21 protein-coding genes and 3 tRNA genes are annotated in these 19,808 nt (G+C 71.5%); 19 read left to right on the forward strand and 5 right to left on the reverse strand.

The annotated features are described in order from the left end of the window. Positions 1-23: 23 nt before the first annotated feature. From ACZ6WH_RS32975 to ACZ6WH_RS32985, 3 genes are all read left to right on the forward strand, one after another. Positions 24-96 (forward strand) — tRNA-Glu (locus tag ACZ6WH_RS32975). Positions 97-131: 35 nt separating this feature from the next. Further along, positions 132-203: transfer RNA gene (locus ACZ6WH_RS32980), tRNA-Gln, on the forward strand. A 47-nt stretch (positions 204-250) separates the two neighbouring features. After that, positions 251-323 (forward strand) — tRNA-Glu (locus ACZ6WH_RS32985). Positions 324-548: 225 nt separating this feature from the next. Here ACZ6WH_RS32985 and ndgR read toward each other — a convergent pair. After that, the gene (gene ndgR, locus ACZ6WH_RS32990) at positions 549-1,265 is read right to left on the reverse strand and encodes an IclR family transcriptional regulator NdgR (protein WP_030624314.1); all 717 of its coding nucleotides are present in this window, start codon (positions 1,263-1,265) and stop codon (positions 549-551) included. Between the two features lie 173 nt (positions 1,266-1,438). Here ndgR and leuC point away from each other — a divergent pair, with 173 nt between their 5' ends. The 5 genes from leuC to ACZ6WH_RS33015 all read left to right on the forward strand — a co-directional run bounded on the left by leuC (position 1,439) and on the right by ACZ6WH_RS33015 (position 4,954). Continuing rightward, positions 1,439-2,869 carry a 3-isopropylmalate dehydratase large subunit gene (leuC, locus tag ACZ6WH_RS32995; RefSeq protein WP_432859109.1) on the forward strand — a complete coding sequence of 477 codons (1,431 nt, stop codon included), beginning with the start codon at positions 1,439-1,441 and terminating at the stop codon, positions 2,867-2,869. A 5-nt stretch (positions 2,870-2,874) separates the two neighbouring features. Then, positions 2,875-3,468, forward strand: a complete 594-nt coding sequence (gene leuD / locus ACZ6WH_RS33000) for a 3-isopropylmalate dehydratase small subunit (RefSeq protein ID WP_399710685.1) — start codon at positions 2,875-2,877, stop codon at positions 3,466-3,468. Positions 3,469-3,604: 136 nt separating this feature from the next. Continuing rightward, on the forward strand, positions 3,605-3,850 hold the full coding sequence (locus ACZ6WH_RS33005) for an SCO5555 family protein (RefSeq protein ID WP_030267010.1): 246 nt from the start codon (positions 3,605-3,607) through the stop codon (positions 3,848-3,850). Positions 3,851-3,975: 125 nt separating this feature from the next. Next, on the forward strand, positions 3,976-4,659 hold the full coding sequence (locus ACZ6WH_RS33010) for an HU family DNA-binding protein (protein ID WP_432859111.1): 684 nt from the start codon (positions 3,976-3,978) through the stop codon (positions 4,657-4,659). A 91-nt stretch (positions 4,660-4,750) separates the two neighbouring features. Next, positions 4,751-4,954: a hypothetical protein gene (locus tag ACZ6WH_RS33015; protein WP_361556119.1), complete on the forward strand. Its 204-nt coding sequence runs from the start codon at positions 4,751-4,753 to the stop codon at positions 4,952-4,954. Between the two features lie 39 nt (positions 4,955-4,993). On the opposite strand, the gene cofC is transcribed toward ACZ6WH_RS33015, so the two are convergent. After that, positions 4,994-5,674 (reverse strand): 2-phospho-L-lactate guanylyltransferase, encoded by a 681-nt coding sequence (gene cofC / locus ACZ6WH_RS33020; RefSeq protein WP_469733226.1) that lies wholly within the window; start codon positions 5,672-5,674, stop codon positions 4,994-4,996. Positions 5,675-5,814: 140 nt separating this feature from the next. On the opposite strand from cofC, the gene ACZ6WH_RS33025 reads away from it, so the two are divergent. From ACZ6WH_RS33025 to ACZ6WH_RS33035, 3 genes are all read left to right on the forward strand, one after another. Next, positions 5,815-6,606 carry a lysophospholipid acyltransferase family protein gene (locus tag ACZ6WH_RS33025; protein ID WP_469733077.1) on the forward strand — a complete coding sequence of 264 codons (792 nt, stop codon included), beginning with the start codon at positions 5,815-5,817 and terminating at the stop codon, positions 6,604-6,606. Next, entirely contained in the window at positions 6,603-7,604 is a 1,002-nt protein-coding gene (locus tag ACZ6WH_RS33030) for an NAD(P)H-dependent glycerol-3-phosphate dehydrogenase (RefSeq protein ID WP_469733079.1), read from the forward strand. Before ACZ6WH_RS33025 ends, ACZ6WH_RS33030 begins: the two co-directional genes overlap by 4 nt. A gap of 279 nt (positions 7,605-7,883) precedes the next feature. Continuing rightward, entirely contained in the window at positions 7,884-9,020 is a 1,137-nt protein-coding gene (locus ACZ6WH_RS33035) for a D-alanine--D-alanine ligase family protein (protein ID WP_469733081.1), read from the forward strand. A 95-nt stretch (positions 9,021-9,115) separates the two neighbouring features. Here ACZ6WH_RS33035 and ACZ6WH_RS33040 read toward each other — a convergent pair whose 3' ends face one another. After that, positions 9,116-9,619, reverse strand: coding sequence for a DUF3515 domain-containing protein (locus tag ACZ6WH_RS33040; protein WP_432859122.1), 504 nt, complete (start codon positions 9,617-9,619; stop codon positions 9,116-9,118). An 8-nt stretch (positions 9,620-9,627) separates the two neighbouring features. Beyond that, on the reverse strand, positions 9,628-9,861 hold the full coding sequence (locus tag ACZ6WH_RS33045; RefSeq protein WP_469733083.1) for an Lrp/AsnC family transcriptional regulator: 234 nt from the start codon (positions 9,859-9,861) through the stop codon (positions 9,628-9,630). A gap of 224 nt (positions 9,862-10,085) precedes the next feature. Here ACZ6WH_RS33045 and ACZ6WH_RS33050 point away from each other — a divergent pair, with 224 nt between their 5' ends. Beyond that, complete coding sequence (locus ACZ6WH_RS33050; protein WP_469733084.1) at positions 10,086-11,054, forward strand: thiamine-phosphate kinase; 969 nt, start codon at positions 10,086-10,088, stop codon at positions 11,052-11,054. A gap of 67 nt (positions 11,055-11,121) precedes the next feature. Next, entirely contained in the window at positions 11,122-11,910 is a 789-nt protein-coding gene (thiD, locus tag ACZ6WH_RS33055) for a bifunctional hydroxymethylpyrimidine kinase/phosphomethylpyrimidine kinase (RefSeq protein ID WP_469733085.1), read from the forward strand. 116 nt (positions 11,911-12,026) lie between these two features. Here the strand turns inward: thiD and rpmB are convergent, their stop codons facing one another. Beyond that, positions 12,027-12,212, reverse strand: a complete 186-nt coding sequence (rpmB, locus tag ACZ6WH_RS33060; protein ID WP_030267048.1) for a 50S ribosomal protein L28 — start codon at positions 12,210-12,212, stop codon at positions 12,027-12,029. A 234-nt stretch (positions 12,213-12,446) separates the two neighbouring features. Between rpmB and ACZ6WH_RS33065 the strand changes: the two genes are divergently transcribed. From ACZ6WH_RS33065 to ACZ6WH_RS33090, 6 genes are all read left to right on the forward strand, one after another. Further along, positions 12,447-14,147 carry a DAK2 domain-containing protein gene (locus ACZ6WH_RS33065; protein WP_469733088.1) on the forward strand — a complete coding sequence of 567 codons (1,701 nt, stop codon included), beginning with the start codon at positions 12,447-12,449 and terminating at the stop codon, positions 14,145-14,147. 89 nt (positions 14,148-14,236) lie between these two features. Further along, on the forward strand, positions 14,237-16,432 hold the full coding sequence (recG, locus tag ACZ6WH_RS33070; RefSeq protein ID WP_469733090.1) for an ATP-dependent DNA helicase RecG: 2,196 nt from the start codon (positions 14,237-14,239) through the stop codon (positions 16,430-16,432). Positions 16,433-16,589: 157 nt separating this feature from the next. Then, positions 16,590-17,108, forward strand: coding sequence for a hypothetical protein (locus tag ACZ6WH_RS33075; RefSeq protein WP_432859132.1), 519 nt, complete (start codon positions 16,590-16,592; stop codon positions 17,106-17,108). 94 nt (positions 17,109-17,202) lie between these two features. Continuing rightward, positions 17,203-17,823, forward strand: a complete 621-nt coding sequence (gene rsmD, locus ACZ6WH_RS33080) for a 16S rRNA (guanine(966)-N(2))-methyltransferase RsmD (protein WP_432859134.1) — start codon at positions 17,203-17,205, stop codon at positions 17,821-17,823. Then, the gene (gene coaD, locus ACZ6WH_RS33085) at positions 17,820-18,329 is read left to right on the forward strand and encodes a pantetheine-phosphate adenylyltransferase (protein ID WP_361556157.1); all 510 of its coding nucleotides are present in this window, start codon (positions 17,820-17,822) and stop codon (positions 18,327-18,329) included. Before rsmD ends, coaD begins: the two co-directional genes overlap by 4 nt. 122 nt (positions 18,330-18,451) lie before the next feature. After that, entirely contained in the window at positions 18,452-19,585 is a 1,134-nt protein-coding gene (locus ACZ6WH_RS33090) for an ATP synthase F0 subunit B (RefSeq protein ID WP_469733092.1), read from the forward strand. The last annotated feature ends 223 nt before the right edge of the window (positions 19,586-19,808 follow it).

Genomic DNA, 19,808 nt, shown 5'->3' on the forward strand with positions numbered 1-19,808 from the left:
CGGTGATGGCGAGGATCGCTAGGGCCCCCGTTGTGTAGCGGCCTAGCACGCCGCCCTCTCAAGGCGGTAGCGCCGGTTCGAATCCGGTCGGGGGTACTGGTGGACCGGTCCTGGATTGGTCTACACCACCATGGCCTATGGTGTAATTGGCAGCACGACTGATTCTGGTTCAGTTAGTCTAGGTTCGAGTCCTGGTAGGCCAGCGCAGTTGAGCAGGTGAACTGCACCTCCTGCTGATGGCAGCAGGCCAGCCCCCGTTGTGTAGCGGCCTAGCACGCCGCCCTCTCAAGGCGGTAGCGCCGGTTCGAATCCGGTCGGGGGTACAGAAGAAAGGCCCTTCACTTCGGTGAAGGGCCTTTTTCGTATCCCGCGCAGATCTCCCGTCTCGCGCACTTCTCCCACCTCTCCGACACGCAAGTGCCGTGGTTTCCTGGGAGAGGCGTATGTGTCAAGAGAAAAGAGCGAAAAGAGCGAAAAGAGCCCCGGCCCGCCGCCGGCGGCGTTGGCGACGGCAGGCCCGGGGGAGCGGTCGGCTCGTACGGCGGAGGTCAGCTCGTACGGCGCAGGGCCTCGCTGAGGCGCGCGGCCGCGTCGATGACGGCCTGGGCGTGCATCCGGCCCGGGTGACGCGTCAGGCGCTCGATCGGCCCGGAGACCGACACGGAGGCCACCACACGGTTCGAGGGGCCGCGTACGGGCGCGGAGACCGAGGCCACGCCCGGCTCCCGCTCGCCGATCGACTGGGCCCAGCCACGGCGCCGTACGCCCGAGAGCGCGGTCGCGGTGAAGCGCGCGCCCTGAAGGCCGCGGTGCAGCCGCTCCGGCTCCTCCCAGGCCATCAGGATCTGCGCGGAGGAGCCCGCCTTCATCGGGAGCGTGGAGCCCACCGGGACGGTGTCCCGCAGGCCGGAGAGCCGCTCGGCCGCGGCCACGCAGATCCGCATGTCGCCCTGCCGGCGATAGAGCTGGGCGCTCTCGCCCGTCACATCGCGCAGGTGCGTGAGCACCGGACCGGCCGTGGCCAGCAGGCGGTCCTCGCCGGCCGCCGCGGCCAGCTCCGACAGCCGTGGTCCGAGGATGAACCGGCCCTGCATGTCCCTCGCCACCATCCGGTGGTGTTCCAGTGCTACCGCAAGCCGGTGCGCCGTGGGGCGCGCGAGCCCGGTCGCTCCGACCAGCCCGGCGAGAGTGGCCGGACCGGACTCCAGAGCGCTCAATACCAGAGCCGCCTTGTCGAGAACGCCGACGCCGCTAGAGTTGTCCATGCAACGATACTCGCGTCTCACACTGTGAAACGCAAGTTCAATTTTCTGCGGAAGTCGCCACTCTTGAAGCGAGGTCCTGGACCAGGGGCCTGTGTACCGCCCGGTACGAGGGGTACGAGCGGCGCGCAATCGGACGAGTTGGGCCGGCGAAGCGGCCGGCCGGAGGGACAGCGATGGGACGGACACTCGCGGAGAAGGTCTGGGACGACCACGTCGTCAAGCGCGTGGAAGGCGAGCCGGACCTCCTCTTCATCGATCTGCACCTGCTGCACGAGGTGACCAGCCCGCAGGCCTTCGACGGCCTGCGCAAGGCCGGCCGAACGGTGCGCCGTACGGACCTCACCCTCGCCACCGAGGACCACAACACCCCCACGCTGGACATCGACAAGCCCATCGCCGACCCGGTCTCGCGCACCCAGCTGGAGACGCTGCGCAAGAACTGCGCGGAGTTCGGCGTCCGGCTGCACCCGCTGGGCGACGTCGAGCAGGGCGTCGTCCACGTCGTGGGACCGCAGTTGGGACTGACCCAGCCGGGCACCACCGTGGTCTGCGGTGACTCGCACACCTCCACCCACGGCGCCTTCGGCGCGCTGGCCTTCGGCATCGGCACCAGCCAGGTCGAGCACGTGCTGGCCACCCAGACGCTGCCGTTGTCCCCGTTCAGGACCATGGCCATCACGGTCGACGGCGAGCTGCCCGACAGCGTCACCGCCAAGGACCTGATCCTCGCCATCATCGCGAAGATCGGCACCGGCGGCGGCCAGGGCTATGTGATCGAGTACCGCGGTTCCGCCATCGAGAAACTCTCGATGGAGGCCCGGATGACCATCTGCAACATGTCCATCGAGGCGGGCGCCCGCGCGGGCATGATCGCCCCGGACGAGACCACCTTCGCCTACCTCCAGGGCCGCGACCACGCCCCGAAGGGTGCGGACTGGGACGCCGCGGTCGAGTACTGGAAGACGCTGCGCACGGACGAGGACGCGGTATTCGACCACGAGGTCGTCATCAACGCCTCCGAGCTGGCGCCGTTCGTGACCTGGGGCACCAACCCCGGCCAGGGCGCGCCGCTGTCCGAGCGCGTCCCGGACCCGGCGTCCTACGAGGACGCTTCGGAGCGGTACGCCGCCGAAAAGGCCCTGGAATACATGGGGTTGACGGCCGGTCAGCCGCTGCGGGACATCAAGGTGGACACCGTCTTCGTAGGTTCGTGCACCAACGGCCGCATCGAGGACCTGCGCTCCGCCGCCGCCCTCCTGGAAGGCCGCAAGGTCGCCGACGGCGTACGCATGCTCATCGTCCCCGGGTCCGTCCGGGTGGCGCTGCAGGCCGTCGAGGAGGGCCTGGACAAGGTCTTCACCGCGGCCGGCGCCGAGTGGCGGCACGCGGGCTGCTCCATGTGCCTGGGCATGAACCCGGACCAGCTGGCCCCGGGCGAGCGCTCCGCCTCGACCTCCAACCGCAACTTCGAGGGCCGGCAGGGCAAGGGTGGCCGCACCCACCTGGTCTCGCCTCAGGTCGCCGCCGCGACGGCGGTTCTCGGCCACCTGGCGTCCCCGGCCGACCTGTCCGACGCCGCCGTCCCCGCGCCCGCTGGAGTCTGAGAACGATGGAAGCTTTCACCACCCACACCGGCCGGGCCGTCCCGCTGCGCCGCAGCAACGTCGACACCGACCAGATCATCCCTGCCCACTGGCTGAAGAAGGTCACCCGGGACGGCTTCGAGGACGGTCTCTTCGAGGCCTGGCGCAAGCAGCCCGACTTTGTGCTGAACCAGGACGTGTACCAGGGCGCCACCGTCCTGGTGGCGGGTCCGGACTTCGGTACCGGCTCCTCCCGTGAGCACGCCGTCTGGGCGCTCCAGAACTACGGCTTCAAGGCCGTCATCTCCTCGCGTTTCGCCGACATCTTCCGCGGTAACTCCCTCAAGAACGGTCTGCTGACCGTCGTCCTGCCGCAGGAGACCGTGGAGGCGCTGCAGCAGCTGGCCGAGGCCGACCCCACCGCCGAGGTGACGGTCGACCTGGTCAACCGCGAGGTGCGGGCCGAGGGCGTCAAGGCCGGCTTCGAGCTGGACGAGAACGCGCGTTGGCGGCTGCTGGAGGGGCTGGACGACATCAGCCTCACCCTTCGGGAGGAGGAGTCGATCGCCGCTTACGAGGCGAAGCGGCCGTCCTTCAAGCCGGAGACGGTAGTGGCCTGACCTCGGGATTTTCTGGCTGAAAGACATCTTGCATACGATGCGCTCCTTGCTACTTGGCAAGGGGCGCTTCGTCTTGTTGAGTGGCGTGTTGAGGCCCCGTGAAGCGACAACTCACCGCAGATGGCACAATTAGCGCATGGAACGCGACGGCCAACTGGAGCTCTACGGTCTCGTCGCCGACCGCCTCAAGGCCGCACACACAAGAGTGCGGACACTGCAAGTCCCGGAGGGCGTACGGATGGCGCTGACCCGGAAGCTGCTCGTCATCACGGCTGCGGCAAAACACGATCTCGCCGGCGCGGCACGGCGTCTGGAGCGGTTCATGAACGACCTCGACGAAGGCCGTTATCCCGAAGATGTGGATGCCGACGGAACTCCGTGACGGTCGAGTTCGTTGCGGCACAAGGGTGATTAGCCCGTTTCGTGTTTGATTTGCGGTATATATCTGCCTAACGTGCGAAAAAGCTTGAACACATTCGTTCCAGCAATGTCTCCGAAGGGGAAGACGTGAACAAGGCGCAGCTCGTAGAAGCCATTGCCGACAAGCTCGGCGGACGTCAGAACGCCGCAGACGCGGTCGACGCGGTCCTGGACGCCATCGTCCGTGCCGTGGTCGGCGGCGACCGCGTTTCGGTCACCGGATTCGGCTCGTTCGAGAAGGTCGACCGCCCGGCTCGCTACGCCCGCAACCCGCAGACGGGTGAGCGAGTGCGGGTGAAGAAGACCTCCGTGCCGCGATTCCGCGCCGGACAGGGCTTCAAGGACCTGGTCAGCGGCTCCAAGAAGCTCCCCAAGAACGACGTGGCCGTCAAGAAGGCCCCGAAGGGCAGCCTTTCCGGCGGCTCTTCCACCCGTACGACCGCCAAGGCCGCGGCCAAGAAGGCCACCGCCAAGAAGTCGGCGGCGAAGAAGACCACCACGGCCGCGAAGAAGGCCACCGCCGCGAAGAAGGCGACGCCGGCGAAGAAGACCGCGGCGAAGAAGGCCACCACCGCCAAGAAGGCGACCCCGGCGAAGAAGGCCACCACGGCCAAGAAGGCCACCACCGCCAAGAAGGCGACCCCGGCGAAGAAGACCGCCACCGCCAAGAAGACCGCCCCGGCCAAGAAGACCACGGCGAAGAAGGCCCCGGCCAAGAAGACCACCGCCCGCAAGACCACCGCCAAGAAGACCACCGCGCGCAAGCGCTGACCTTCCTGCGGACCCTCGCGACGGGCCGGGCTCCCCTGAGGAGCCCGGCCCGCGGTGTGTTGTCCGCGCCCCACCCGATTAGGCTCTGACCATGCAGGCCACCGCATACACCTACGACGCCGACAGCCGCACCGGCAGCGTGCTGCTCGACGACGGCACCCCGCTGCCCTTCGACGCCGCCGCCTTCGACGCCGGCGCCCTGCGGCTCCTCCGGCCCGGCCAGCGCGTCCGCATCGACGTGACGGGCGACGGCGAGAACCGCCGGATCACCCTCATCACGCTCCAGACGTTCTGAACCACCCTCCGGACGCCCTGCGGGCCACCCCCGGCTCCCTCAGGCCCCCTGGACCCCCAGCGCCGCGATACGCGCCGAAATGGCCGCCGTGTGCCGGGCCGTCCGCGCCCCCACACCCAGCTCCAGCGCCGCCCTGAGGTCCTCCGGGGTGTCCACGTCCTGCCGCACCGACCGCACACCGGACAGCGCGATCTCCCGCGCCCCCGACGCCCTGTGCCGGGCACGCGAGGCGCCGCCGAAAGCCGGCGCCAATTCCACCCCCGGCGCCGCGGTCAGCAGCGTCGTACCGATTTCCGCCGCATCCGCGAGAAATGCACGCGGAAATTGCGCGGCAGCCGAGAGCACCCGTTCCAGTTCCGCCGGGCGCAGCGCGGGAAGATCCGCGTTCAACGCCGCCACCGCGGCATCGGGACGGCACGCCCGTACGGCCTCCGCGCCGTACGCGATCGCCGGATTCAGCCCGGCCGCCGGAGTGTCGGCCACAATGCGCGCACCCAGGGCCGCGAGCCCCTCACCGGCCAGCGGATCATCCGTGACAACCGCCACATCCCGTACCACCGGGCACGCCAGTACCGCGGCCACGGTGTCCAGTGCGAACGCCAGTGCCAACCGGGGCCGGAACCGGGCATCCGCCGCGGCCGACAGCCTGCTCTTGGCCCGCACCAGCGGTTTCAGGGGCACCACCAGGCTCCACACCGCGACCGCTCCTTCCTCTCGCATCGGCAGCATTGTCACCCGCTGCCGCCGCCCGCAGCAGGGCGCGGGGATACGGTGTCCTCGACAGACCGGGTACCGGGGGCGACACTTGTGCGGCTGCCGGGTCGCCGCAGCTCAGCAGGTCCCACAAGGAGGGTGTCCGAGTGTCCCGCCACAGAATCGGCTTCTGGTACCGCCTCGCAGCGGTCATCGCAAAACCGCCGCTCGTGGTGCTGTTCAAGCGGGACTGGCAGGGAATGGAGAACATTCCGGCCGAGGGCGGATTCATCACCGCGGTCAACCACAACTCGTATCTCGACCCGCTCTCCTACGCGCACTATCAGTACAACAGCGGACGGGTCCCGCGATTCCTCGCCAAGGCCGGCCTCTTCAAGGGCGGCTTCGTCGGCGCGGTCATGCGCGGCACAGGACAGATCCCGGTCTACCGCGAGTCCACCGACGCGGCCACCGCATTCCGGGCCGCAGTGGACGCCATCAACAGGGGCGAATGCGTCGCCTTCTACCCCGAAGGCACCCTCACCAGGGACCCCGACATGTGGCCCATGCAGGGCAAGACCGGAGCGGCCCGCGTCGCCCTGCTCACCAAGGCACCCGTCATCCCCGTCGCCCAGTGGGGCGCCAACGAGGCGATGCCGCCGTACGCCAAGGACAAGAAGCTCAACCTCTTCCCGCGCAAGACCCTGCGCGTGAAGGCGGGCCCGCCCGTCGACCTGGACGAGTTCTACGGCCAGGAGCCCACCGCCGAGGTGCTGCGCGCCGTCACCGACCGCATCATGACGGCAGTGACCGCGATCCTGGCCGAGGTCCGCGACGAGCCCGCGCCCGCCGAGCCGTACGACCACCGCAAGGCCCGCGCCGAACAGCGCCGGAAGACCCAGCAGATGCGACGGCAGGACGAGGCGTCCGGCCGCACTCAGGAGGATGAAGGCAAGTGACGCGCTGCGCCGTCTACGGCACGGGGTCGTGGGGCACCGCATTCGCGATGGTGCTGGCCGACGCGGGCTGCGAGGTGACCCTGTGGGGCCGCCGCGCGGAGCTCGCCGAGGCCATCAACACGACCCGCACCAACCCCGACTACCTCCCGGGCGTGGAGCTGCCGCAGACCGTACGGGCCACCACCGACCCCGCCGAGGCCGCCGAGGGCGCGGAGTTCACCGTCCTGGCCGTGCCCTCCCAGACGCTCCGCGCCAACCTCGCCGAATGGGCGCCGCTGCTGCCCGCCGACACCGTCCTGGTGTCCCTGATGAAGGGCATCGAGCTCGGTACGGCCAAGCGGATGAGCGAGGTCATCGAAGAGGTCGCGAAGGTGCCCTCCGAGCAGGTGGCCGTGCTCAGCGGCCCGAACCTCGCCAAGGAGATCGCCGCCCGGCAGCCCGCCGCCGCGGTCGTCGCCTGCGCCGACGAGGCCGTCGCCACCCGCCTGCAGGCCGCCTGCCACACCCCGTACTTCCGCCCGTACACCAACACCGACGTGGTCGGCGCGGAGCTGGGCGGCGCGGTGAAGAACGTCATCGGGCTCGCGGTGGGCATCGCGGACGGCATGGGCCTGGGCGACAACGCCAAGGCGTCCCTGATCACCCGGGGCCTCGCCGAGACCAGCCGGCTGGGCCTCGCGCTGGGGGCGGACCCGGCCACGTTCGCGGGGCTGGCGGGCATGGGCGACCTGGTCGCCACCTGCTCCTCGCCGCTCTCCCGCAACCACACCTTCGGCACCAACCTCGGCCGCGGCATGACCCTCGAAGAGACCATCGCCGTCACCAAGCAGACCGCGGAGGGCGTGAAGTCCTGCGAATCGGTGCTGGATCTGTCCCGCCGGCACGGTGTGGAGATGCCCATCACCGAAACGGTGGTGAACATCGTCCACGACGCCAAGCCGCCGCTGGTGGCGCTGAAGGAACTGATGTCGCGGTCGGCCAAGTCGGAGCGGCACTGAGCCGGTGGTTGTCCACAGGCCGTCCCGCCTGCCATGAGCCGTTGTCCACAGGCCCTCACGGCCGCGGGGCGTGCGGGCTAACTTCGCCTTGTGCGTGGTGGAGGTGGGGGAGGGGCCTTGGCCATGGGGACGGGGGGTCTTCTGTTGGACTGGGGAGAGCCCGCTGGACCGGGGAGAGGGAGGGGCCCTGCCACGGAGCGGGGGACATGGCCCATAGAAGCACCCCACGCCGCCCAGGACATTCGCATCGGCCGTACCAACAGGTAGTCTCGGTCCGATATGAGCAGCGAGACCTCCTCCCAGAAGCCCCGCGTCGCCGTCGTGTTCGGCGGGCGCAGCTCCGAGCACGCCATCTCGGTGGTCACCGCGGGCGCCGTCCTGAGCGCCATCGACCGCGAGAAGTACGACGTGCTGCCGATCGGCATCACGTCGGACGGCCGCTGGGCGCTGACCGCCGACGCCCCGGAGCGGATGGCCATCACGGACCGGAAGCTGCCGAGCGTCGCGGAGCTGGCCGAGTCCGCGGACGGCGCCGTCGTCCTGCCGGTCGACCCCACCAGCCGTGAGGTCGTCTACAGCGAGCCCGGCCAGGTCCCGAAGGCGCTCGGCGACGTCGACGTGGTCTTCCCCGTGCTGCACGGCCCGTACGGCGAGGACGGCACCCTCCAGGGCCTCCTGGAGCTGTCCGGGGTGCCCTACGTGGGCTCCGGCGTGCTCGCCTCGGCCGTCGGCCAGGACAAGGACTACATGAAGCGGGTGTTCGCCTCCTTCGGGCTGCCGGTCGGCCCGTACGAGGTCATCCGCCCGCGCGAGTGGGAGCAGGATCCTTCCGCCGCCCGCAAGAAGATCGTGGACTTCGCCGCCGAGCACGGCTGGCCGCTGTTCGTGAAGCCCGCCCGGGCCGGCTCCTCCATGGGCATCTCCAAGGTGGACGGCCTCGCCGGGCTGGACGAGGCCGTCGAGGAGGCCCGCCGCCACGACCCGAAGATCATCGTTGAGGCGCTGCTGAGCGGCCGCGAGATCGAGTGCGGCGTACTGGAGTTCGAGGACGGTCCGCGGGCCAGCGTGCCTGCCGAGATCCCCCCGGTCACCGCCCACGACTTCTACGACTTCGAGGCCAAGTACATCGACTCGGCCACCGGACTGGTGCCCGCGCCGCTCACCGAGGAGCAGACCGCGCGCGTCCAGGAACTGGCCGTGCAGGCCTTCGAGGCGGCGTCCTGCGAGGGCCTGGTGCGGGCCGACTTCTTCCTGCAGGACAACGGCGAGTTCGTCATCAACGAGATCAACACCCTGCCCGGCTTCACGCCCATCTCGATGTACCCGCGGATGTGGCAGGAGTCCGGCGTGAGCTACGCCGAGCTGGTCGACCGGCTCATCCAGGCGGCGCTGCACCGCTCCACGGGCCTGCGCTGAGCCCGCGGCGTCCCCGGTCGGGGCGTGCCCCGCACGACCCCGACCGGAACGGCCTTACGCTCCTGCGCGACCCCGACCGGAACGGTCTTGCGTGCCTACACGACCCCGACCGGAACGGTCTTCCGTACGGCCGACGCCAGGTCGGTGAGCACGTCGACCTCGGGTGCGTACTTCCCCGGCACCGTCACCTCGACGTACGCCCTGCGCAGCACGGTCGTGAAGCGGTAGCCGTCGTCCTGCTTCTCGAAGACCCACTCGACGCCGTTGATTTTCGCGGCGTCCTGCAGCGGGTTGTAATGTTCATTACCGCGCTGCAGCACCTCGGGCTTCGGCACGCCGCACCGCAGGCGCACGGCGGGCGACCCCCATACGGCGGTGAAGTCGGAGACGGGATCGGCGGTCCGCCGCTTCAGACCGTCCACCGTGCCGGGCAGTTCCCCGTGCAGTGCCCGGCAGAGCCGGGCGGCCTCACCCTTCGGGGCGGGAACCGCCACGCTCGCCGAATCGTCGGACGGGGCACAGCCCACCGCGGTGATCAGCACGGCGAGCAGGGGCAGAGGGAGCGACCGGCGGGGCGAGAATTTCACCCGGCCGAGCATACGGGGGGCTAGATATGGACGACGGGGCAGGTCAGGGTGCGCGTGATCCCGTCCACCTGCTGGACTTTGGCGACCACCATGCGGCCCAGATCATCGACCGTGTCAGCCTGGGCACGCACGATCACGTCGTAGGGACCGGTCACGTCCTCGGCCTGGACCACGCCGGGCAGCTTGGCGATCACTTCGGCGACCGCGGAGGCCTTGCCGACCTCGGTCTGGATCAGGATGTAGGCCTGTACCACGGGACCTCCAGGGCGGCTTCGAGGATCATGTGGGAAGAAGGGACGCCACGGTACCGCGTCGCCGAGCGGAGCGGGGAGACCCGCGCGGCCGACGCGGCCAACAGTTCGCGGCGGCCGGCGCGGATCGCGTCACCCGGAGCGCGGCCGTCCGGGAGGGCGGCGCCGGCCGTGCGCGACGCGTCAGTGGAGTACGGAAGGTCCGTACGCATGGGAAGGGCAACAGCATGAAGGGCACCGTGGGCGAGTTGGGGGAGTTCGGCCTCATCAGAGAGCTGACCTCGCGGCTCACCTCCACCCCGGCCGTACGCATCGGCCCCGGCGACGACGCCGCCGTGGTCACCGCGCCGGACCGCCGGGTCGTGGCCAGTACCGACGTACTCCTCGAAGGGCGGCACTTCCGCCGCGACTGGTCCACCGCCTACGACGTCGGCCGGAAGGCCGCCGCCCAGAACCTCGCCGACATCGCCGCCATGGGCGCGGTCCCCACCGCCATCCTGCTCGGCCTCGTGGTCCCCGCCGAACTCCCCGCCACCTGGGTCACCGAGCTGATGGACGGACTGCGGGACGAGTGCCAGGTCGCCGGCGCCGCCGTGGTCGGCGGCGACGTCGTGCGCGGCGAGATCATCACCGTCGCCATCACCGCCCTCGGCGACCTGCGCAACGTCGAGCCGGTCACCCGCGGCGGAGCCCAGCCCGGCGACGTCGTCGCGGTCACCGGCTGGCTCGGCTGGTCCGCCGCCGGGCACGCCGTCCTCACCCGCGGCTTCCGCTCCCCGCGCGCCTTCGTGGAGGCGCACCGCAGGCCGGAGCCGCCGTACCACGCGGGCCCCGCGGCCGCCGGGCTCGGCGCCACCGCGATGACCGACGTCAGCGACGGCCTGGTCGCCGACCTCGGGCACATCGCCGAGGCCAGCAAGGTCCGCATCGACCTGCAGTCCCAGAAGATCGACGTGCCCTCGCAGATGGCCGACATCGGTACCGCCTGCGGCGTGGACCCGCTGCAGTGGGTGCTCAGCGGCGGTGAGGACCACGCCATCGTGGCGACCTTCCCGCCGGACGTGAAGCTGCCGGCCCGCTGGAAGGTCATCGGTGAGGTCCTCAACCCCTCCGCGCTGCCCCAGGTCACGGTGGACGGCGCGCCCTGGACCAAGGGCGGCTGGGACCACTTCGGGGACGACGACGTGGTCGGCTGACCTGCGTCGACCGGGGCCGGCCGACCGGCCCCGACCGGACCCGGCCGGCGTCGTTTAGATTCGGAGCATGTACACACCACCACGCGTCCTGACCGTCGCCGGCTCCGACTCCGGCGGCGGCGCGGGGATCCAGGCGGACCTGAAGACGATGCTCGCGCTCGGTACGCACGGCATGAGCGTGCTGACCGCCGTCACCGCCCAGAACTCCCTGGGCGTGCAGGGCGCGTGGGAGCTGCCCGCCGAGGCCGTACGCGCCCAGTTCCGCAGCGTCGTGGACGACATCGGCGTCCAGGCCGTCAAGACCGGGATGCTCTCCTCACCCGAACTCGTCGAGACCGTCGCCGCCCTGCTCGCCGAGGTCACCGCCCCCGTGGTCGTCGACCCGGTGGGCGTCTCCAAGCACGGCGACGCGCTGCTCGCCGCCACGGCCCTGGACGCGGTCCGTACGAAGCTGCTGCCGACGGCGACCGTCGCCACCCCCAACCTCGACGAGGTCGCCCAGCTCACGGGCGTACAGGTGCACGAGGAGGGCGACATGCGGCGGGCCGCAGCGGCCGTCCTGGAGTTCGGCCCGCGCTGGGCCCTGATCAAGGGCGGGCACCTGCCGGGCGACGCCGCGGACCTGCTCACCGACGGCGACCGGGAGCACTGGCTGCGCGCCCCGCGCCACGACAACCGCCACACGCACGGCACGGGCTGCACGCTCGCCGGCGCGATCGCCGCGCGGCTGGCGCACGGCGACACCGTTCCGGAGGCCGTGGCGGCGGCGAAGGAGTACGTCACGGGCGCGATCGCGCACGGCTTCCGGCTGGGCGAGGGCATCGGCCCGGTCGATCACGGCTGGCGGCTGCGCTGAGGCATGCCGGGGGCGGCCGCACCCCGGTGCGGGCACCCCCGGAACAGCAAAAAAGCCGGCCCACCCTGAGGTGGACCGGCTTCAAGGCAACCGGCAGGCTGCGCCACGACGTAACGTCAGCGCGCGACCTTGCCGGCCTTGATGCACGAGGTGCAGACGTTGAGCCGCTTCGGCGTGCGCCCGATCACAGCGCGCACCGTCTGGATGTTGGGGTTCCAACGACGGTTGGTGCGGCGGTGCGAGTGAGAAACGCTCTTGCCGAAGCCCGGCCCCTTGCCGCAGACGTCGCAGTTGGCAGCCACGGGTCACTCCAAAGACTTCAGATGCACTTACGGTAATTCCCAGCGCGCCGAGTGCATTGAACGACAAGCGGTGCCGGGAGGGGGAATGGCCCGATTCGCATCGGGCAACCGGAGCAGCATACAACGACCGCTCCCGCCCTACGAAACTACCATGACCGCGCGGGGCCCCGCCCCGAGCACCCGCTCCGTCCGCGGCTACCCTGCGGTGCACGGCCCCGACCGAGGAGGACATCCGTGCCCCACACGCTCGACGCCGCCGCGGTACACGCATGGTGCGGGCTGGCCCTGGAGGCGCTCGGCCGGGACCGCGAGCGGATCGACGCGATCAACGTCTATCCCGTCGCGGACGGTGACACCGGCACCAACCTCTACCTGACCATGGAGTCCGCGGCCCGCGCCGTCGACGCCGCCTTCGAAGGGCACGCGGCCTCCGGCACGGCCCCCGGCCTCGCCGACGCCATCGGCGCCATGGCGCACGGCGCGCTCATCGGGGCCCGCGGCAACTCCGGCACGATCCTCGCGCAGCTCCTGCGCGGCATGACGGAGGTGCTGGCGGCGGCCCCCGGTACGGCGCAGGGGTGTGACGCGGAGCACGGTACGGCCGACGCCCTCGGAAGAGCGCTGCGGCGGGCCGCCGCGTCCACGTACGAAGCGGTGGCGCACCCCGTGGAGGGCACGGTCCTCACCGTGGCGACCGCGGCGGCGGACGCCGCCGCGGGCGTGGCGCCGGACGGCGACGTGGTGGCCGTGGCGCGCGCGGCCCACGAAGGCGCGGGGAAGGCGCTGGAGGCCACCCCGGGACAGCTCGCCGTGCTCGGCAGGGCCGGTGTGGTCGACGCGGGCGGCTGCGGCCTGGTCGCCGTCCTCGGGGCGCTCGCCGACGCGCTCTCCGGAGAGCGCACGGCCGCGGCCGGCGGCGTACGTATCGCGGTGGGCGCGCCCGCAGTAAGGGCCGGCACCGATCCCGTCGCGGTCGTCGCCGACGCGGGCGGCTGCGGCGCCGACGAGCACGCCGCCGCCGACGGGCCCGCCTTCGAGGTGATCTACCTCCTGGAGGCCGCCGACGACGCCGTGGCCCGGCTCCGCACCCGCCTGGACGGGCTCGGTGACTCCCTGGTCGTGGTCGGCGGGGACGGACTGTTCCACGTCCATGTGCACGTGGACGACGCGGGCGCGGCCGTCGAGGCCGGTATCGAGGCGGGCCGCCCGTACCGGATCCGTGTCACACACTTCGGGAGCTCCGGCTCCGCCCGGGGGCCGGCCCCCGAGCGGGTGGAGCGGGCCGTGGTCGCGGTGGTGGCCGGGGACGGGCTGGCCGGGCTGTGCACGGAGGCCGGCGCGTGCGTGGTCTCCGTACGGCCCGGTGAGCCGCCCGCCAGCGGCGAGCTGGTCCAGGCGATCCGGCAGGCGCACGCCCGCGAGGTGGTGCTGCTGCCGAACGACGCCGAGCTGCGGCACACGGCCGCCGCGGCGGCCGGGCAGGCCCGTACCGAGGGCGTACGGGTCGCCGTGATCCCCACCCGCGCCGCGGTCCAGGGCATCGCGGCGCTGGCCGTCCACGAGCCCGGCCGCTCGTTCGACGAGGACGTGGTGGCCATGACCTCGGCCGCGGGCGCCACCCGGTACGGCGAGCTGGCCGTCGCCGAACGCCAGTCCTGGACCATGGCCGGGGTCTGCCAGGCCGGTGACGTGCTGGGGCTGGTGGACGGCGACGTCGCGGTGATCGGCGCGGACCCGGTCGCCGTCGCGGCCGACGTACTGGACCGGATGCTGTCGGCGGGCGGCGAGATGGTCACCCTCGTGCTGGGCGAGGGCTTCCCCCAGAACCTGGCCGACCGGCTCGAACGCCACGTACGCGAGCGCCACCTGGCCGTGGACACGGTCGTGTACGAGGGCGGCCGGCAGGCCCCGCTGCTGCTGATCGGCGTGGAGTAGCCGGCCCCGGCCGGCGTCCCGCGCCCCTTCGCGCCACTCGAATCCCGGTCCTCCCGCCGCTTGTCAGTGGCGTGGTGTGCAATGGACCCGTGCTGGATGAACCCCTGAAGAAGATCCTCGGCGGCACCACCGCGAAGGTGCTGGCCGAGCACCTCGGCCTGCACACGGTCGGCGATCTGCTGCACCACTACCCCCGCCGGTACGCCGAGCGCGGCGAGCTGACCACCCTCGCCGACCTCCCGCTGGACGAGCACGTCACGGTCGTCGCCCGGGTCGCGGACGCCCGCGTGCACACCTTCAACCACGGCCGGGGCCAGCGCCTGGAGGTCACCCTCACCGACGGCAGCGGCCGGCTCCAGCTGGTCTTCTTCGGCAAGGGCATCCACAAGCCGCGGCACGACCTGCTCCCGGGCCGCCGCGCGATGTTCGCGGGCAAGGTCTCGGTCTTCAACCGCAAGCTCCAGCTCGCCCACCCCGAGTACGAACTCCTCGCGGGCGAGGGCGGCGAGGAGGCCGTGGACGCGTTCGCCAACCAGCTCCTGCCGATCTATCCGGCGGCCCAGAAGATGCCGTCCTGGAAGGTCGCCAAGGCCGTCGACGCCGTCCTGCCCAACGCCCGCGACGCGGTCGACCCGCTCCCGCCCGCGCTCCGCGAGGGCCGCGGCCTGGTCCCGCTGCCCGAGGCACTGCTCAAGATCCACCGCCCCGCCACCCGGGCCGACATCGAGGACGCCCGGGCCCGCCTGAAGTGGGACGAGGCCTTCGTCCTCCAGGTCGCGCTGGCCCGCCGCCGCTTCGCCGAGACCCAGCTCCCCGCCGTCCCCCGCCCGTTGACCGAGAACGGCCTCCTGGACGCCTTCGACGCCCGCCTCCCCTTCACCCTCACCGACGGCCAGCAGAAGGTCAGCCGCGAGATCTTCGACGACCTCGCCACGGACCACCCGATGCACCGGCTGCTGCAGGGAGAAGTTGGTTCCGGGAAAACGATGGTCGCCCTGCGCGCCATGCTCTCCGTGGTCGACAGCGGCGGGCAGGCGGCCATGCTGGCGCCCACGGAGGTGCTGGCTCAGCAGCATCATCGGTCGGTCACGGAGATGATGGGGGAGCTGGCCGAGGGGGGCATGCTCGGGGGAGCGGAGCACGGGACGAAGGTCGTGCTGTTGACCGGGTCCATGGGGGTTGCCGCGCGGAAGCAGGCGCTGCTGGATCTCGTCACGGGTGAGGCCGGGATCGTGATCGGTACGCATGCGCTGATCGAGGACAAGGTGCAGTTCCTCGATCTGGGCCTGGTCGTGGTCGACGAGCAGCACCGGTTCGGGGTGGAGCAGCGGGACGCGCTGCGTTCCAAGGGGAAGCAGCCGCCGCACCTCCTGGTGATGACCGCCACGCCGATCCCGCGCACGGTCGCGATGACGGTCTTCGGCGATCTGGAGACCTCCGTACTGGACCAGTTGCCGGCCGGGCGGTCGCCGATCGCGAGCCATGTGGTGCCGGCCAAGGACAAGCCGCACTTCCTCGCGCGCGCCTGGGATCGGGTGCGCGAGGAGGTCGAGGGCGGGCATCAGGCGTATGTGGTGTGTCCGCGGATCGGGGACGAGGAGGAGCCGAAGGGCGCGAAGAAGAAGGGCAGGGACGCCGAGGAGGAGGCCGCGGCGGAGGAGGCGGAGAAGCGGCCGCCGCTGGCGGTGCTGGAGGTTGCCGAGCAGCTGGCGAAGGGCCCCCTGTCCGGGCTTCGCGTGGAGGTGCTGCACGGCCGGATGCAGCCGGACGACAAGGACGACGTGATGCGCCGGTTCGCCGCCGGTGAGGTGGACGTCCTGGTCGCGACGACCGTCATCGAGGTCGGGGTGAACGTCCCGAACGCCACCGCCATGGTGATCATGGACGCGGACCGGTTCGGCGTCTCGCAGCTGCACCAGCTGCGCGGCCGGGTCGGCCGTGGCTCGGCGCCCGGCCTGTGCCTGCTGGTGACGGAGATGTCCGAGGCAAGCCCGGCGCGGGCCCGGCTCGGCGCCGTCGCGAGCACCCTGGACGGCTTCGAGCTGTCCCGGATCGACCTGGAGCAGCGGCGCGAGGGCGACGTGCTGGGGCAGGCGCAGTCCGGGGTGCGTTCCAGCCTGCGGATGCTCGCGGTCATCGAGGACGAGGACGTCATCGAGGCGGCCCGCGAGGAGGCGACGGTGACGGTGGCGAACGACCCGGAGCTGGCCGGACTCCCCGAGCTGCGGGTCGCGTTGGACGCCCTGCTGGACACCGAGCGGGAGAGCTATCTGGACAAGGGGTGAGGCGCCGGTCCGGGGCGGCCGTGCCTCCGTTGTGCCGGCCCCGCCGCCGGCGGTACGGGCCGATTGTCAGAGCCCCCTGGGAGACTGAATTCCGTACGAGCCGGTCCTGATCTTCTCTCTCCGGTGGCCGGCCGTGCGCGGACCAGGGGGGCCTCTCATGGCATTCCGGCATCTGAACGAACTGCCGCTCGGCGACAAGGTCTTCCGCATCGAGCTCGCCAGCGACGACGACGCGACCGTCACCCTCACCCTCACCGGCTGGCACGAGGACGCGCCCGAGACGCTCCTCGCCTCCGGCGCCCTCACCCTGCCCCTGACCGAGGTACCGGCCCTGCGGATCGCGCTGAACCGTGCCCTGCGCGCCCTCGCGCTGGTGGCCGACGTGGCCGAGCCGATACCGGACCGGGACGTGCTGCGCGAGCTGTTCCCCGGGCACGGCGCCCCCTGGGTGCCGCAGCACGAGGAGGACCTGACCCGCCGGTTCCACGCGGGCGAGACCATCGCGCGGATCGCCGCCCGCTTCGGCCGCACGCCCGATTCGGTACGGACGAAGCTCCGCGAGCTGGGCCACGACCCGCGCCGCCCGGAGTACTGCCCGCCGGACGGCTGCCTGTCCTGGTCGCGGTACGCCTCACCGGCGCTGGTGGGCGGCGCCGAGGAGACCGACGGCAGGTGAGGCGCGCACGCCATATCGTGGGGGTGCGGGACCGTTCCCGGCCCCGCCCCGCCCATGGGCCGCATGGGCAGCACAGGACGAGGACGAAGATCGTATGACCCGCGTGATCGCCGGCACGGCCGGCGGCCGGCGCCTGGCCGTGCCGCCCGGCACGGGCACCCGCCCGACCTCCGACCGGGCGCGCGAGGGCCTGTTCTCCACCTGGGAGGCGCTGGACGGCCCGCTGGCCGGGGCCCGGGTGCTGGATCTGTACGGCGGGTCCGGCGCGGTCGGCCTGGAGGCGCTCTCCCGGGGCGCCGCCGCGGTGCTGCTGGCCGAGGCCGACGCGAGGGCCGCCCGGACGATCCGGGAGAACATCCGCAGCCTGGGGCTGCCGGGCGCCGAGTTCCGTGCCGCGAAGGCCGAACAGGTCGCCGCGGGGCCGGTCTCCGGAGAGCCGTACGACATCGTCTTCCTGGACCCGCCGTACGCGGTGAGCGACGACGATCTTCGGGAGATACTCCTCACACTCCGCTCGCAGGGCTGGATCACGGGCGACGCGCTCGCCACCGTGGAGCGCAGCACCCGAGGCGGAGAGTTCCGCTGGCCCGAGGGATTCGAGGGCCTGCGTTCCCGCCGCTACGGCGAGGCCACGCTTTGGTACGGTCGCGCCGCTTCGACGTGCGAGGACGACGAGAAGGACGAGCGGCCCGCCACGTCGGCAAGCGAGTCATGACCGGATCGGAGAGCGAGGAACCTGAAGTGCGCCGTGCCGTCTGTCCGGGGTCGTTCGACCCCGTCACCAATGGGCACCTGGACATCATCGCCCGGGCCTCCAAGCTCTACGACGTGGTCCACGTCGCCGTGATGATCAACAAGTCCAAGCAGGGCCTGTTCACGGTCGAGGAGCGGATCGACCTGATCCGCCGGGCGACCGCCGAGTACGGGAACGTCGAGGTCGAGGCGTTCCACGGCCTGCTCGTCGACTTCTGCAAGCAGCGTGACATTCCGGCCATCGTGAAGGGCCTGCGCGCGGTCAGCGACTTCGACTACGAGCTGCAGATGGCCCAGATGAACAACGGCCTCTCCGGCGTCGAGACGCTCTTCGTCCCGACCAACCCGACCTACAGCTTCCTCTCGTCCAGCCTGGTCAAGGAGGTCGCGGCCTGGGGCGGCGATGTCTCGCACCTGGTGCCGGACTTCGTCTTCGAAGCCCTCACGGAGCGTCTCGGGGAGAAGTGACGCCGGAAGCGGCGGAGGGCCGTCCGGCTGACGGGGCGTCAGTGGGTGTCGGCGCGTGGGCGAGTGGCCGTACAGTCGGTCCCGTTCCGTCGTTTCATCCCCCAGAGAGTGGCGAGCCCCCAGTGGACGTGCAGAAGAAGCTCGACGAGATCGTCGAGACCGTCGGCCATGCCCGGTCCATGCCCATGTCGGCCTCCTGCGTGGTCAACCGCGCCGAGCTGCTGGCACTTCTCGAAGAGGTGCGGGCCGCGCTCCCGGGGTCCCTCGCGCAGGCGCAGGAGCTGCTCGGCGGGCGCGAGCAGCTGGTCGAGGAGGCCCGCGCGGAGGCGGAGCGGATCATCGAGAGCGCGCACGCCCAGCGCGGCTCGCTGCTCTCCGAGACGCAGATCGCCCGGCAGTCCCAGGAGGAGGCCGACCGCATCCTGGCCGAGGCCCGCCGGGAGGCCGAGGAGATCCGCGCCGAGGCCGACGACTACGTCGACAGCAAGCTCGCCAACTTCGAGGTCGTGCTGACCAAGACCATCGGCTCCGTGGACCGCGGCCGCGAGAAGCTGCTCGGCCGCGGCCCGGGCCTGGACCAGGACGGGTACGCGGACACCGAGGCGCCCGAGCGCAGCGCGGACCCGGAGACGCTGCGGCAGCGGGCCGACGCGTACGTCGACGCCAAGTTCGGTGCCTTCGAGGCCGTGCTGTCCAAGACCCTGGAGGCGGTCGGCCGCGGCCGCCAGAAGCTCCTGGGCGCGCAGCCCACGGACGAGCTGGGCGCGCAGTTCGCGGCGCACACCGACCCCGCGACGGGGCTGCCGCAGTCCGGCGACGCCGAGTACCTCGCCGACCTCGCCACGGCCCAGCAGCAGGCGGCGGCCCCGCAGCCGGTCGCGCAGCCCGGTACGGAGCTTCCGCCGCAGCCCCTCATGCCGCCGGACGTGCAGCCCGCGGCCGCCGCGCAGCAGCAGGACTACTACGCCGCGGCGGGGTACACCCAGGACGCGTACGGCTATCAGCAGCCGCAGCAGTACGCTCAGCAGCAGGACCCGTACGGCTACGGCTGGCAGCAGGGGCAGCACGCCCAGCAGGGGTACGACGCCGGCGGGTACCTCCCCCCGCAGCCCCAGCAGATGCCGCCCGGCCAGGAGCCGCAGCAGCACCACGGCCAGCAGCCCGCCGCCCTGGACGAGACCAGCCTCTTCGACACCAGCATGATCGACCTGGACCAGCTGCGGCAGTACGAGCAGCAGTACGAGCAGGGGCGCTGACCGTACGGTCAGGGGCGCCGGCGGGGACCCGCGAGGGCCGTCGGCGCGCCTCCCCGGGGGGCGACGGCCGCGGATTGGGTCAATCGCGGCGCGTCCAGTATCCTGGCTGTTCGGTCGCGCATACGTCCGCGATCTGTGCTGCCCGGCAGCCGCTACGGCGGCGCGGGCGGACCGTACCGCCGTAGAAAGCAGGAAGCCATCAACGCCCGCCTCGACCACCGCT

It is taken from the genome of Streptomyces sp. NPDC050806 (assembly GCF_055586425.1).

Excerpts from the sequence above, each read along its gene's own strand:
- ACZ6WH_RS33075 (WP_432859132.1), top strand. The coding sequence starts at position 16,590 with ATGGCATTCCGGCATCTGAACGAACTGCCGCTCGGCGACAAGGTCTTC.
- coaD (WP_361556157.1), top strand. The coding sequence starts at position 17,820 with ATGACCGGATCGGAGAGCGAGGAACCTGAAGTGCGCCGTGCCGTCTGT.
- ACZ6WH_RS33015 (WP_361556119.1), top strand. The coding sequence starts at position 4,751 with ATGCAGGCCACCGCATACACCTACGACGCCGACAGCCGCACCGGCAGC.
- ACZ6WH_RS33035 (WP_469733081.1), top strand. The coding sequence starts at position 7,884 with ATGAGCAGCGAGACCTCCTCCCAGAAGCCCCGCGTCGCCGTCGTGTTC.
- ACZ6WH_RS33005 (WP_030267010.1), top strand. The coding sequence starts at position 3,605 with ATGGAACGCGACGGCCAACTGGAGCTCTACGGTCTCGTCGCCGACCGC.
- cofC (WP_469733226.1), bottom strand. The coding sequence starts at position 5,674 with ATGCGAGAGGAAGGAGCGGTCGCGGTGTGGAGCCTGGTGGTGCCCCTG.
- thiD (WP_469733085.1), top strand. The coding sequence starts at position 11,122 with ATGTACACACCACCACGCGTCCTGACCGTCGCCGGCTCCGACTCCGGC.
- ACZ6WH_RS33050 (WP_469733084.1), top strand. The coding sequence starts at position 10,086 with ATGAAGGGCACCGTGGGCGAGTTGGGGGAGTTCGGCCTCATCAGAGAG.
- ndgR (WP_030624314.1), bottom strand. The coding sequence starts at position 1,265 with ATGGACAACTCTAGCGGCGTCGGCGTTCTCGACAAGGCGGCTCTGGTA.
- rsmD (WP_432859134.1), top strand. The coding sequence starts at position 17,203 with ATGACCCGCGTGATCGCCGGCACGGCCGGCGGCCGGCGCCTGGCCGTG.
- leuD (WP_399710685.1), top strand. The coding sequence starts at position 2,875 with ATGGAAGCTTTCACCACCCACACCGGCCGGGCCGTCCCGCTGCGCCGC.
- leuC (WP_432859109.1), top strand. The coding sequence starts at position 1,439 with ATGGGACGGACACTCGCGGAGAAGGTCTGGGACGACCACGTCGTCAAG.
- ACZ6WH_RS33040 (WP_432859122.1), bottom strand. The coding sequence starts at position 9,619 with ATGCTCGGCCGGGTGAAATTCTCGCCCCGCCGGTCGCTCCCTCTGCCC.